Origin of the sequence: Kordia sp. SMS9 (assembly GCF_003352465.1) — a bacterium.
Taxonomy (GTDB): domain Bacteria; phylum Bacteroidota; class Bacteroidia; order Flavobacteriales; family Flavobacteriaceae; genus Kordia.
In genome coordinates this window covers 4201458-4216027 of sequence record NZ_CP031153.1, presented here as the reverse complement: position 1 = coordinate 4216027, position 14570 = coordinate 4201458, and the positions used below count along the sequence as shown (strand labels likewise).

Annotated in this window: 10 protein-coding genes; 8 read left to right on the top strand and 2 right to left on the bottom strand. The window is 35.1% G+C overall.

Features of this window, described 5'->3' with window-relative positions; all coding sequences use genetic code 11:
- Nucleotides 1-75 precede the first annotated feature (75 nt).
- A complete protein-coding gene (locus tag KORDIASMS9_RS17895) occupies nt 76-834 on the bottom strand; it encodes a LytTR family DNA-binding domain-containing protein (RefSeq protein ID WP_114904161.1) in 759 nt (252 codons plus the stop codon).
- A complete protein-coding gene (locus KORDIASMS9_RS17890; RefSeq protein WP_114904160.1) occupies nt 835-3738 on the bottom strand; it encodes a histidine kinase in 2904 nt (967 codons plus the stop codon).
- Between the two features lie 338 nt (nt 3739-4076).
- On the opposite strand from KORDIASMS9_RS17890, the gene ychF reads away from it, so the two are divergent.
- The 8 genes from ychF to KORDIASMS9_RS17850 all read left to right on the top strand — a co-directional run bounded on the left by ychF (nt 4077) and on the right by KORDIASMS9_RS17850 (nt 14272).
- Entirely contained in the window at nt 4077-5168 is a 1092-nt protein-coding gene (gene ychF, locus KORDIASMS9_RS17885) for a redox-regulated ATPase YchF (RefSeq protein WP_114904159.1), read from the top strand.
- Nucleotides 5169-5261: 93 nt separating this feature from the next.
- On the top strand, nt 5262-6167 hold the full coding sequence (locus KORDIASMS9_RS17880) for a DMT family transporter (RefSeq protein WP_114904158.1): 906 nt from the start codon (nt 5262-5264) through the stop codon (nt 6165-6167).
- Nucleotides 6168-6299: 132 nt separating this feature from the next.
- On the top strand, nt 6300-7418 hold the full coding sequence (locus KORDIASMS9_RS17875; protein WP_114904157.1) for a transglutaminase domain-containing protein: 1119 nt from the start codon (nt 6300-6302) through the stop codon (nt 7416-7418).
- Nucleotides 7419-7501: 83 nt separating this feature from the next.
- Nucleotides 7502-8143, top strand: coding sequence for a hypothetical protein (locus KORDIASMS9_RS17870; RefSeq protein ID WP_162820029.1), 642 nt, complete (start codon nt 7502-7504; stop codon nt 8141-8143).
- A 190-nt stretch (nt 8144-8333) separates the two neighbouring features.
- A complete protein-coding gene (locus KORDIASMS9_RS17865) occupies nt 8334-9134 on the top strand; it encodes a hypothetical protein (protein ID WP_114904155.1) in 801 nt (266 codons plus the stop codon).
- 163 nt (nt 9135-9297) lie between these two features.
- Nucleotides 9298-11154 (top strand): DNA topoisomerase IV subunit B, encoded by a 1857-nt coding sequence (locus tag KORDIASMS9_RS17860; RefSeq protein WP_114904154.1) that lies wholly within the window; start codon nt 9298-9300, stop codon nt 11152-11154.
- 92 nt (nt 11155-11246) lie between these two features.
- Nucleotides 11247-11636: a hypothetical protein gene (locus tag KORDIASMS9_RS17855; protein WP_162820028.1), complete on the top strand. Its 390-nt coding sequence runs from the start codon at nt 11247-11249 to the stop codon at nt 11634-11636.
- Nucleotides 11636-14272, top strand: a complete 2637-nt coding sequence (locus KORDIASMS9_RS17850; RefSeq protein WP_114904152.1) for a DNA gyrase/topoisomerase IV subunit A — start codon at nt 11636-11638, stop codon at nt 14270-14272. Before KORDIASMS9_RS17855 ends, KORDIASMS9_RS17850 begins: the two co-directional genes overlap by 1 nt.
- Nucleotides 14273-14570: the final 298 nt, after the last annotated feature.

Sequence of the window (14570 nt, the reverse complement as noted above, 5' to 3'; positions counted from 1 at the left end):
CACAAAAATGCCACATAGTTGTGGCATTTTTGAAAATTTATTTCTGAAAACAATCTGTTTTTTGCTAAATCATATTTAAGTGTTAAATACTTCTTTAATCACCAACATAAACTCATCTCGTTTATCTTTTGATATTGGGATGGTTTTATTATTACTCATAATCAAATGCTGCCCATCTCTTTTAGAAAGTTCTTTAATGTGTTTTAGGTTTACTAAATATGAACGATGTGGTTTGTAAAATATGGGTAATTGATGTAATTGGGCTACAAAGTGCTTTAAAGGTTTACAAATAAGTTCTGTAGTTCGGTTTTCTAAATGTACTTTGGTATACATGCCATCGGCTTCAAAAAGTACAATTTCATCATGTGACACAAAGATGATACCTTTGGGTATTTCCAATGCAATTTTGTTTAAAGCCAATTGGTTAAATGCTTTTTTTAAATCTTGCAATTGGTGGTTTATTGTATGTTCTTTTACTGCAGTTATCGCTTTATAAGTTGCTGTTTTTAGCTCTGTAATGTCAATAGGTTTTAATAAATAATCTATTGCAGAAAGCTTAAAAGCCTCTACGGCATATTTATTATAAGCAGTGGTGAAAATAATTTGAAAATCTATCTCTGATTCCCCCAATAAATTTAATATCTGGAGTCCTGAATATTTAGGCATTTCAATATCTAAATAGACTATATCTGGTTTTTGTGATTGTATAATCGTAATTCCAGACTCCAAATTTGATGCTGTTTCTATAGCTTTGATTTCTGGATGATGCTCTTCTAATAAGTGTTGAAGAAGACGTCTTGCTTTATTTTCATCATCAATGATTAATGCTTTCATTTATGTAATGGGTATTGTTATTAACACTTCAGTACCTTTATTTGTACTTTTGGTTTCTACTTTAATTTTTTCTACTCTATTAGCGTTCAACAACTCCACACGCTTTTCATTAGCACTAGTGGCAAAAGACTTATGCTGTGGATTTTGTGCTTGATTTATTGCTTTCGAGGCTTTTATGCCAATACCATTATCTTTAATACAACAAAAGAGTATTGATGTGTCGCTATGCATTGTAAAATCGATAATGAGTTTACGATCCTCTATTTTATGAAGTAATCCATGCTTTAACGCATTTTCAACATACGGTTGTATAAATAACGAAGGAATTTTAATGGTATTTGTATGGATTGATTTTTCAACGTTAATAGTAAACTCCAATACCTCCTCAAACCTGTTTTTTTCTAGTTCTAAATAAATATTTAAGGCGTTAAGTTCTTCGGAAAGAAACACTTCACTATCTCTACTATGTTCTAAATATATGCGAATAAGTCTTGAGAATTTTATGAGGTAAGAGCTTGCTAATTCTTTCTCGTTAAATACGATATATTCTTGTATCGAATTAAGTGCGTTAAAGATAAAGTGAGGATTCATCTGTGAACGTAAATTTTCCAATTGCGAAAGAATCAGTTGTTTGTTTATAAGCTCTTTTTCAAGAATTTCAGATTGCTCTTTTTTAAGTGCGTTAATTTTTCTTTTAAAAAGAGCGAAAGCAGCTAATACAGCACTAAAAATTAAACCTATATAAAACCACCACTCTCGCCAAAAAGGTTTTGAGATACTAAAATGCACGCTATCAATACTATCGGTATCGCTATTATTTGCCAAAACAGATCTTACTTCAAAGGTATAATCACCACTTGGTAAACCGTAATAAATCACAGAGTTTGATCCGTTATTATCAGTTTGCCACACATTACTTTGTCCAAGTAGTCTAAACTCATATTTGTTATTTAAAAAACTATTAAAACCATTGGCATTAAAGCTAATTTTTATAGAATTTTCATCATAGTCAAATTTGTATTGATCGCGCAATGCCATACTTTTCAATCCGATACTAACCTCGTTTATATACACCTTTGGAATTTTAGTGCCCTTAAAGGCCTTAGTTTTATCGACACTAAAAAAACCTGTATTGGTAGCAAAAAGCACTCTATCTTCATCAATTTCTATATCACTTATACGATAAGATGGAACTCCATTTTGCTTGGTTAGATTTTTAAAAGCTTTACTGGGCGAATGTAAATATTGTATGCCTTGCTCTGTAGCAATCCATAAATAATTTTCATCATTTTTGATGGTACTAATACGTTTAGAAAGTAAGCCATCATCTGTGCCAAAATAGTCTATTACCACAGTTCCTTTAATACAAAAAACTCCATCATTAAATGTAGATACCCAAATTTTTTGATCCTCAGTTTCTACAATATCTTTGGCATAAATAGGCTTGTTTTTGTAAAAAATGGGTGTTTTGTGTAATTTATTATTATACGCGTACAAACCATCAACGGTAGCAACATATATGTTTTTAGCTGTTGTAGAATAGTAGTTTGCGTAAGAACGTTTGTCTGCAATATTTTTTACAAATTTATACTCATCATCCACTATTTTGGCAAGCCTGTAAGACGACAACACATAAGCCGAATCATTAATTTTTGAAAGACTTTTTGCTCCATCAAATTCGAAAGAGTATAATTTTTTAATCTTTTCAGTCTTATGATCTAACTTAAAAGAAGCATCTTCTTTTATCACAAAAGTTTCGTTAGATTTTGGTAGGCTTTTAATCTCCGTAACTCTTGATGAACTCCTAGAATCTATGATAGAAACTTGCAACTCTTTAGTATGTAAGACACCTACTTTTCCATCTGTCGTGCCAAATACCATCAAATGTTTTTTTAATTTTTCGAGATGCGTAATATTCAGTTTTTCGTCTTTATTTTCATATTTATGAATATTGATATTTGGAATAATGAAAATACCATCGCCTTTCGTTATTATCCAATAATTAGCTTCACTATCCTTAATAACCTTCGTTATAAATTTATCTTTAAAGTAGATATCATCTAATACTAAATTATTATTGGTTATTCGGCAAATATAGAGTCCCAAATCTGTGGAAAACCAAATCGTATCATCGTGAAAATAAGTGTCAAATATTCTTCTATCTTGTAATTGATTTGGTATAGAAATGGGGTTACATGCTGTTTTTTTGATATCAAACCTGTAGAATTCGTTTCGACCGTTTTTTAAGAAATAACACAAATTAATTTTTTCATTGGATGCAATTCTAATTTTATCCTTTATACCAGCATCATAAAGGTTGCGAAGAAAAGTAGTAATCTGCAAGCTATCGCGTGTAACTAACGATTTGTTAGCATTGATAATATATTTTTCTCTACTGTATAGATAACCGTCTGATATTTCTTCAATAGCACCCAAAAACACGTGATTATTTGACACCTGTGTAATTGCTTTTGTTTCTAAATTTATTCTTATAATGTTGCCTGCAAACACTATAAGTTCTTTTTTAGTAACAATAAATTCTGCAAGCTCACCGTAAAGTTTATCGCCCAAATCGATAAACAATTTTAATGCTTCATTTTCAGTGTAAAAAAACTGCCCAGAGATATTGTTGCACCATATTCTACCGAGATGATCTTCTTTTGTGCCAAAAACAGCGTTTCCTTTTTGGCTTGAATGGACGTAGTATTCAAAACTTCGTCCATTATATCTGTACAGACCTTTATCAGAAGCCAGCCAAATATAGTTTTTAGAATCTTCTGTAATATTGTAAAACTCAATATCTGGCAAGCCATCTTTCTCGGTAAGATGGATAGAAGCAGGCTGTTGGGCTATGGCATAAGCACTTGCAAGCAAGCAAAACCAAAAATAGAGATACTTTAACAATGTATAAGAGATTTGAAATCAAAGATACATCAAAAACCAACATATCTTTTTTTAGCTTTTCTGAAATGACTGTAGTTTTTTCTGAAATAAAAATAGTACAATAATATGAACACAATAGTGTCGCCTTTAAAAACTATAATCTTGGTAACTGGTTGTTGGTTTTCAGTTGTTAGGCATTGCTAAAAAATCAAAATACACATAAAACGAAAAGCAAACAACAAAAAATATTCAAAAGTGAAGCTTCCGAATACCAAAAAAACAATCCACAAAAAACAAACAAACGAATAGACAAATCAACAAAAAAACTATATTTGCACCACTAAAATTTTATCATCAACATGAAAGCTGGAATTGTAGGATTACCGAACGTTGGAAAATCAACCTTATTTAATTGTTTATCAAGTGCGAAAGCGCAAAGTGCAAACTTTCCATTCTGTACGATTGAACCGAATTTGGGAGTGGTAAATGTACCAGACCCACGGTTGCAAAAGTTAGAAGAATTAGTAAATCCACAACGCGTGCTTCCAGCGACGGTTGAAATTGTAGATATTGCAGGATTGGTACGTGGCGCAAGTAAAGGGGAAGGATTGGGAAATCAGTTCTTAGGAAACATTCGTGAGTGTCATGCCATCATGCACGTATTGCGCTGTTTTGATAATGATAATATTGTACATGTTGATGGAAGCGTAGATCCAATTCGCGACAAGGAAACCATTGATATCGAATTGCAGCTAAAAGACTTAGAAACGGTTGAAAAACGCCTTGAAAAAGTCAAAAGAGCAGCCAAAACAGGAAACAAAGAAGCACAGAAAGAACAAGCTACTTTGGAAAAATTCAAATCATTCTTAGAACAAGGTATTTCTGCAAGAGCCGTAGAAGTTACCGATGATGAAGCAGAATTGATGCAAGGTTTTCAATTGTTGACGGCAAAACCAATCTTATACGTTTGCAATGTGGATGAAGCTTCGGCAAAATCTGGAAATGCGTATGTTGACCAAGTTCGTGAAGCGGTAAAAGATGAAGATGCTGAAATTATTGTATTAGCCGTTGGAACGGAAGCTGACATTGCAGAATTGGAAGACTATGAAGAACGTCAGATGTTCTTAGAAGACATCGGATTGCAAGAACCAGGCGTTTCTCGTTTGATTCGTGCGGCATACAAACTTTTAAATTTACAAACATACTTTACCGCTGGTGAAAAAGAAGTACGTGCTTGGACCATCAAAATTGGTGCTACAGCACCGCAAGCGGCTGGTGTAATACATACTGACTTCGAAAAAGGATTCATTCGTGCAGAAGTAATCAAATATAACGATTACGTTCAGTATGGAACCGAAAACAAAGTAAAAGAAGCAGGGAAACTTTACATAGAAGGGAAAACGTATGTAGTAAGCGATGGCGATGTAATGCACTTCTTATTCAACGTATAAAAGTTCGTTTTTTTAATAGTCTTACTGGCTTGAGCATTGTAATATGAGTTCAATTCACAAAAGTGTTGCAAAAAAGGATATTACTTTTGCGTGATGAAATCTAACAAAGCGTTGCTGTACGGCATAAGTATCGGTATCTTAGGCATTGTACTGTTTTCTTCAAAAGCTGTAATGGTAAAACTTATGTATAGCTATGAAGTAAACGCCTTGGATGCTTTAGTACTACGCATGCTTTTTGCTTTTCCCATATATCTTGCTATTGCGTATGCATATAGAAACAAAGAACAACCCATTGTTACAACACGCAAAGACTACTTGTGGATATTTGTCTTTGGTTTTGTAGGATACTATTTGGCGAGTCTGTTCGATTTTATTGGACTTACCTACATCAAAGCGAGTCTTGAGCGCATTATTTTGTTTTTATATCCCACCATTGTATTGCTCTTAAATCGCTTTTTCTTAAAAACAAAAATAACCTCCAAGCAGTTGCTTGCCATCAGCATTACGTATATAGGAATCATCATTGCGTTTGGACAAGAAGTACAATTTTCTGGAACGGATACGTACATCGGTGGTGCATTCATTTTATTAAGTGCGGTAACCTATGCTTCTTATTTAGTGGGAAGTGGCTGGTTGATTCCAAAATTTGGCGTGGTAAAATTTACAGCCTATGTGATGTTGGTATCTTGTATGTGTGTATTTGTACACTATGGAATTGTGGGAAGCTTTGACATCTTTCATTTTCCATGGCAGGTCTATTTATTAGGATTTCTAATTGCGTGTTTTGCGACGGTAATTCCTTCTTTTTTAGTGTCTGAATCCATCAAACGGATTAGCTCTTCAAACTTTGCCATCATTGCCGCAATTGGACCTATTTCTACCATCATTCTAGCCGTACTATTTTTGAATGAAAAATTGACGCTCCTACAATATTTTGGTTCACTCATTGTTATTTTAGGAATTGTCTTGATCAATCTAAAGAAAAAGAAAAAGGACTAATACCATTTTAAATGTAAATTGGTATAATACATACATGATAATTCACGGAATTATAGGAGATAATCAAAAATTTCAAATACTAATCTTAAAAAAAAGAAGTTTATTTGTTATGAACTCTTTAAAACCAACAACATGAAACGAAACATCGCCATTCTTTTAGGAGTATTTATGATGATTGCCTGTGCATCAGACAAAAAAGAAATCGACAAAAAACCACCTGTCATCAAAGCAACTTCCACAGAAACAGCCTATAAAGTAGATACAGAATGGTTTGCGGGGCGATGGAGTATTGCACCACACGTGGCACATGATACACTCGAAATCATTTGTTACGGATCTAAAGCTGCTTTTACCTTTAAAACCGATATTGACAGTATTCAGTTTGATGTGAAACCCAATACTAGTAAAGACTTCTACGTACAACTAAACGATACTATTTTGGCGCATACGATTATTACAGGAATTCCTTTTAAAACAGAAGCGATCAGTCATACTAATACAGACGAATCCACCATAAAAATCAAATATCAACGTGGAAAAAGTGACTATCTGGAAAATTTGAAAAAAGCATATCCATTGACACTATCCAATGCATCCAACGATACGGAAAAAGTATTGCAGGTATTGCATTGGACAAACAATCGTTGGAAACACAGCGGAAACAATTCACCCAAAAAAAATGATGCCATTTCTATATTGCAAGAAGCCGAAGCAGGCGGGCGTTTTCCGTGTTTTGCGTATGCCATCGTATTGCGCGATCAGTTGAATGCATTGGGTTTCAAAGCACGAACGGTATACTTAAAAACAGCAGATGCCAAAACACGAAAAAATCCGCCAGGACATGTAGCCACAGAAGTCTATTTGAATGATTTGCAAAAATGGGTGTTTATTGACGGACAATTTGATGTGATGCCAAGCTTGGATGGAGTTCCTCTAAATGCTGTAGAATTTCAACATGCCATCAGTACAAATTTTGACAAATTCGAACTCCTAAGTCTAGCAGCAGAAAAGACAAAAACCTCTAAAATAGGCTATGTGAATTTTGTAAACGACTATTTATTCTATTTAGACACAACTCTTGATAACAGATACCATCCCGATTCACGTCATTTGGTGGACGGAAAAGCATCACTCATGTTAGTACCTAGCGGTGCAGAAAACTTAGACCATATCAATTTTTGGGAAATGGATGTGAACTATTGCAAATACACAACTTCTGCCAATACTTTTTATGCGAAACCTATGTATTAACAGTCTTTTAAATCATAATTATTTAACTTTAGTAATTCATAAAGGAATATCATAAACAATCAAATCTTCTATAAATGATATCTGTGAATACAAATAAAAATTATGCGCAAATTGGGAAAATTACTTGTTGGATAACATTTACAATAGGTATTGTATATTTAATTGTGACTATTTTGGGACTTTTCTCTTTAAAATCAAAAGAAGAACCAATAGGTGATCCATACTTTACATTAATGGAATTACTCACCATACTAATTGCACCGTTTTTGGTTCTTAATATGATAGCAATTCACTATCACGCGTCAAAAAAGCACAAAATCAATACACTATTTGCGCTATGTTCAATGTCGATTATGGCAGCGATTACCACAAGTGTCCACTTTACAATCATTATGTTAAGTCATCAACTTGAAACTCCCATAATGAATGATTTAACTCTATTTTTTTCATTTAAATGGCCATCTGTAGTTTACATACTAGACATTGTTGCTTGGGATTGGTTTTTCCCTATTGCTTTTTTAGCCGCCGCCCCAATTTTTAATAATGGAAGCAAAGAAAAAACAATAAGAATGCTCATGATTATTTCAGGGATATTAAGTCTAATAGGAATTATAGGAATGCCATTGGGGAATATGGATATAAGGAATATTGGCATCATTGGATATGCGGTAATAGCTCCTTTTGTCTTTTTATTAATTGGAATGAATTTTAACCGAAAAGTATAGGTAAGTTCAAGCGTATAAAAAGACCATATAAGTTAAAAGAAATAAAAACACGTAATTCTATTTGAAAGAAAATTACATCAAATTCACATTAAAAAGTAACAGAAAACATTAAGATTTTTATAATATAACAGTAATCATTTAGATACATTCCTGTTGTACATTTATGGTATAACCAAAAAACACATATACCATGAAAAAAATTACACGAGTACTCAGTGCATTTCTACTGTTATTTGTTGCCAACATTCACGCGCAACAATCCGTATTAGACGATTTGGACGAAACGTTTGACTCCGCAGATGTTATTCGCATCGAAGCCAATAGAGTAAAGGCAGCTTTAAAAACCTTAACTGTTGATTATTTAGTAAACAACAATGTCAATGCAGACGTAGCAACGTATCTGCAAGTCATGGATGTTGGAATGGAAGTTGTCGAAGAATTCAGTGATGAAGTTATTTTCTTTATCGGACAAGCTGCGCAAGGAAACAGCAACATTGATCCTACAAGCATTCAAACCAAAGCATCCACCATTGAAGGAAACGAAGATTTTGTTCGCATTAGAAGTGCAGAATTGGCAACAGCCATTCAACAAAACAATCGCGGAACTGCGCGACAGTTAATTCGTGAAATCAGAGGATTACTCAACAATCAAATCCAATTAGCAAAAGACATTAAAGACGAAGCAACTGCTTTAAAAGCGTTGGCAACCGTATACAATGTTCGTATTGAATTGGTAGACGAGCGTACTGGAGCGCCAGTACCAGCAGGAACATTACCAGGATATGCAGCAACCAATCAAGCTACAGGGCAAATCTTCTACACAGATTATTACAACTTTGACTTCTTCTCAAACTTACCCGCAGGAACCTATCGTTTTGATGCGTACGACGGTTATTTTGATGGTGCGTCAAGCGCGATTGTCACCTTAGCTCCAAGCTTGGTAAATGCAAATGGAGAAATTGTTGTCACCTTAAACTATTGGTCAGAATAAATCAAAATTAGGATCTTTTCAGTAAGATATTTAAAATATCAAGTAAAAAAGCGCAATATTCACAAAAATAGTGCGCTTTTTGTTGATTACTTTCAGGTGTTCGGGTTTTATATTTTGAATGTAAATAGTATATTAGCAACCAACCCTAATAGTACTTCAATCAATGGCACAAGACTCACAATATACCGAAGATAACATACGTTCACTCGACTGGAAAGAACACATCCGTATGCGTCCAGGAATGTATATCGGAAAGTTGGGTGATGGTTCTTCTGCCGATGACGGAATTTATATTCTATTAAAAGAAGTTTTAGACAATTCTATTGATGAATTTGTCATGGGCGCCGGCAAAACGATTGAAGTCTCCATTCAAGGGACCAAAGTGATTGTGCGCGATTACGGTCGTGGAATTCCGCTCGGAAAAGTAGTTGATGTGGTGTCTAAAATGAATACCGGAGGAAAGTACGATTCTAGAGCCTTTAAAAAATCTGTAGGATTGAATGGAGTTGGTACCAAAGCCGTGAATGCATTATCGGGATATTTTAGAGTAGAATCTACGCGTAACGGAAAATCGAGTGCTGCAGAATTTGCCGCAGGAGAATTAAAAGATCAAGAGTTTTTAGAAGAAACTTCGCGCCGACGCGGAACCAAAGTGACGTTCATTCCAGACGAAACGATCTTTAGAAACTTTAAATACCGTGTGGAATATGTGGCGAAAATGCTGCGTAATTATGTCTATCTCAATCCAGGATTGACCATTATTTTCAACGGAGAACGATTCTTTTCAGAAAACGGATTGAAAGATCTTTTAGAAGACAACAACAACAAAGAAGACATGCTATACCCAATAATTCACCTCAAAGGGGAAGATATTGAAGTAGCAATCACACATAGTAAAACGCAATACAGCGAAGAATACCATTCGTTTGTCAACGGACAACATACCACACAAGGTGGAACGCACCAAGCAGCATTTAGAGAAGCGATTGTAAAAACCGTGCGCGACTTTTACGGAAAAAGTTATGAAGCATCTGACATTCGCAAATCGATCATATCTGCGGTCAGCATCAAAGTGATGGAACCTGTTTTTGAATCGCAAACCAAAACAAAATTAGGTTCTACCGATATGGGAGGCGATTTGCCAACAGTTCGAACGTATATCAATGATTTTATTGGAAGATACTTGGATAACTATTTGCATAAAAATCCAGATACTGCTGAAAAAATCCAGCGTAAAATTCTGCAAGCAGAACGTGAGCGTAAAGAACTATCTGGAATTCGTAAACTCGCCAAAGAACGTGCTAAAAAAGCAAGTTTGCACAACAAAAAACTGCGTGATTGTCGCGTACACTTAGGCGATGTAAAAAAGGACAGACGATTGGAATCGACATTGTTTATTACGGAGGGAGATTCGGCTTCGGGTTCTATTACCAAATCACGTGATGTAAATACACAAGCGGTATTTAGTTTGCGAGGAAAGCCGTTGAATTCCTATTCGATGTCCAAAAAGATTGTGTATGAAAATGAAGAATTCAATCTCTTGCAAGCAGCGTTAAACATAGAAGAATCTATGGAAGATTTGCGCTACAATAATATTGTCATCGCAACCGATGCCGATGTTGATGGAATGCACATTCGTTTGCTGTTAATTACGTTCTTTTTGCAATTCTTTCCAGAATTGATCAAAGAAGGACATTTGTACATCTTGCAAACGCCATTATTTAGAGTGCGTAACAAAAAAGAAACCATATACTGCTACAGTGAAGCAGAAAGGAAAGCCGCCATAGAAAAACTATCAGGAAAGCCAGAAATCACACGATTCAAAGGATTGGGAGAAATTTCACCAGATGAATTCAAACACTTCATCGGAGACGACATCCGCCTCGATCCTGTAATGTTGGATAGAGAAACGTCTATCGAAGAATTATTGAAATTCTACATGGGCAAAAACACGCCAAACAGGCAAGAATTTATTATTAACAATTTAAAGGTTGAATTAGACCTTATTGAAGACAAATAGTGTATATGCGGTTTAGCAATGCAGAGTCAAAAAAGTGGGTGCCGTTTCTCTACTTTTTTTTAGTAATTGGCAGTATCATCATAATGACATACTTGTTGCTCTTTCGAGATGATTTCAACAAAGAAAAACTATGGTATGCCATTCCTGTCTTGTTGGTTTTTATCATGGTTGTTTTTTACAGTACCGCAAAATATTTTGAATTTGATAGCGATGGCAATGTGTTAACGTTTGTAAATAAAGGATTGTTCATTTCAAACTTTATCAACTATCGCGAACAAAGAGCCGAATTCCCTAAGGAAAAGCTACAACGATATCGCATTCAAAATTATGTAGTATTTAGTTTTTTATATGTATATGTAAAATCGAAAAGCAGTCACATAAAAAGAGTACGATTTAATATTAGCTTGCTCAGTAGTAGTAAAAAAAGAGCCTTAAAAAAATCACTTGAAAAAGTGTTAAAGCATAACAACGAAATTTCTTAATGGAAGAACATAACGAAGAACTACATGCTGAAAATCAGCAACATGAAAACAATGCGCAAGATACCATTACCAAAGTTACAGGCATGTACAAAGATTGGTTTTTGGACTATGCATCGTATGTGATTTTAGAAAGAGCAGTGCCAGCCATTGAAGATGGTTTTAAACCTGTACAACGCCGTATCATGCACTCTATGAAAGATTTGGATGATGGGCGCTACAACAAAGTGGCAAATATTGTTGGACACACGATGCAATACCATCCGCACGGAGATGCAAGTATTGCAGATGCCATGGTGCAAATTGGGCAAAAAGATTTACTAATAGACACACAAGGAAACTGGGGAAACATTCTCACGGGCGATCGCGCGGCAGCTTCGCGTTATATTGAAGCGCGTTTGTCTAAGTTTGCCTTAGATGTGGTATACAGTCCAAAAATTACGGATTGGCAATTGTCGTATGACGGACGTAAAAATGAACCTGTCAATCTTCCTGTAAAATTTCCGTTGTTGTTAGCACAAGGAGCCGAAGGAATTGCAGTTGGTTTATCCACAAAAATATTACCACACAACTTTTTAGAACTTATTGACGCTTCTATCAAGCATTTACAAGGAAAACGCTTCCAAATTTATCCAGATTTCCCAACCTCGGGAATCATGGATATCAGCAATTATAACGACGGATTGCGTGGCGGAAAAGTACGCGTTCGTGCCAAAATTTCGCAATTAGATAAAAATACGTTAGTCATTACAGAAATTCCATTTGGAACCAATACGACATCGCTGATTGAATCCATCTTGAAAGCAAATGACAAAGGGAAAATCAAGATTAAAAAGATAGAAGACAATACGGCGGCGAATGTAGAAATCTTAGTGCATTTGCCAAACAATATTTCACCAGACAAAACGATTGATGCCTTATACGCGTTTACCAATTGTGAAAGTTCCATTTCCCCCTTAGGTTGTATCATTTATGACAACAAACCTTTATTTATTGGCGTGTCTGAAATGTTGCGCCGTTCGGCAGAACATACGGTTGATCTGTTAAAATCTGAACTAGAAATTCAACTTGCAGAGTTGCAAGAGCAATGGCATTTTGCCTCTTTAGAGCGAATTTTTATTGAAAATAGAATCTATCGTGAAATAGAAGAAGAAGAAACCTGGGAAGGTGTAATCAATGCGATTGATGAAGGATTGAAACCTCATATTACACATTTAAAACGTGCGGTAACGGTAGAAGATATTACGCGTTTAACGGAAATCCGAATCAAGCGTATTTCAAAATTCGATATTGACAAAGCACAACAAAAAATTGATGCTTTAGAAGAATCTATCGCGCAAGTGCGTCACCATTTGGCACATTTAATTGAATATGCAATTGACTATTTTACACGTTTAAAAAAGCAATACGGAGAAGGCAAAGAACGCAAAACAGAAATCAGAATCTTTGACGATGTAGATGCCCGAAAAGTTGTGATTCGAAACACAAAACTTTACGTAAATAGGGAAGAAGGTTTTGTGGGAACTTCGCTGCGACGCGACGAATATGTAACGGATTGTGCTGATATTGATGATATTATCGTATTTACACGTGATGGAAAAATGCAAGTCACACGTGTAGATTCCAAAACCTTTGTGGGGAAAAATATCATTCATGTTGCCATCTTCAAGAAAAAAGACAAACGCACCATTTACAACATGATTTATCGTGATGGAAAAGGTGGCGCAAGTTATATAAAACGTTTTGCCGTAACTGGTGTTACGCGTGACAAAGAATACGATTTAACGCAAGGTAAAAAAGGTTCCATGATCACATACTTTTCGGCAAATCCGAATGGAGAAGCCGAAGTGATTACCATCCTATTGCGTCAAGCAGGAAGCATCAAAAAGCTGAAATGGGATTTAGATTTTGCTGATTTAGGCATCAAAGGTCGTGGTGTAAAAGGAAACATTGTGACCAAATATTCCATCAAACGTATAGAACTCAAAGAAAAAGGTGTTTCTACCTTAAAACCGCGTAAAATATGGTTTGACGATACTGTACAACGCTTAAATGTAGACGGAAGAGGTGAGTTGATTGGCGAATTTAAAGGTGAAGATCGTTTGCTCATCATCAATCAAAAAGGAGAACTAAAAACCATTCTTCCAGAGCTCACGTCACACTTTGACAGTGATATGATTGTGTTGGAAAAATGGAATCCTGAAAAGCCAATTTCGGCGATTTATTTTGACGGTGAAAAAGAACGCTATTATGTAAAACGCTTTTTGGTGGAGAACGAATCGAAAGTAGAAAAATTCATTACCGATCATCCAAAATCACAATTAGAACTCGTCATGACTGATTGGCGACCGATGGCAGAAGTCGTTTTCTACAAACAACGCGGAAAAGATCAGAAGCCCAATGTAGAAGTCAATTTGGAAGAGTTTATTTCTGTAAAAGGAATCAAAGCGCTTGGAAATCAATTGACTTCGGATAAAGTGCGACAAATCAATGCCTTGGAGTCTTTGCCGTATGAAGAACCTGAAGCAATTCCTGCGGAAGATATCGAAGTTGTAGATGAAGAAACCGTAAAAGGAGACGAGAAATCCAACGGAGAAGAACCGCCCGTAGCTGGTGATGGGCAGATTGGTTTGTTTTAGTGAATTTATTAGTTTATGAGTGTTTTAGTCGCTTTGCGTTTTACATTCAACATTCAACATTCAACATTCAACATTTATAATTTAGCATTTAACATTTATCATTTCATAAACGTCACTGCGAGAGGTTTACAACGTGTCAGTCTGTTTCTTTAGTTTTGCAATTTCTATTTGAAAAAAAATCAAAAATCTACAATCGTACCTCAAAAATATAGTTGTCAACCTTTGCTAAAATCTGTGAACATTTATCGGGATTGACAGTTTTTCTAGTGTCAATTCTTACTTTAAAAATCAATGGCGT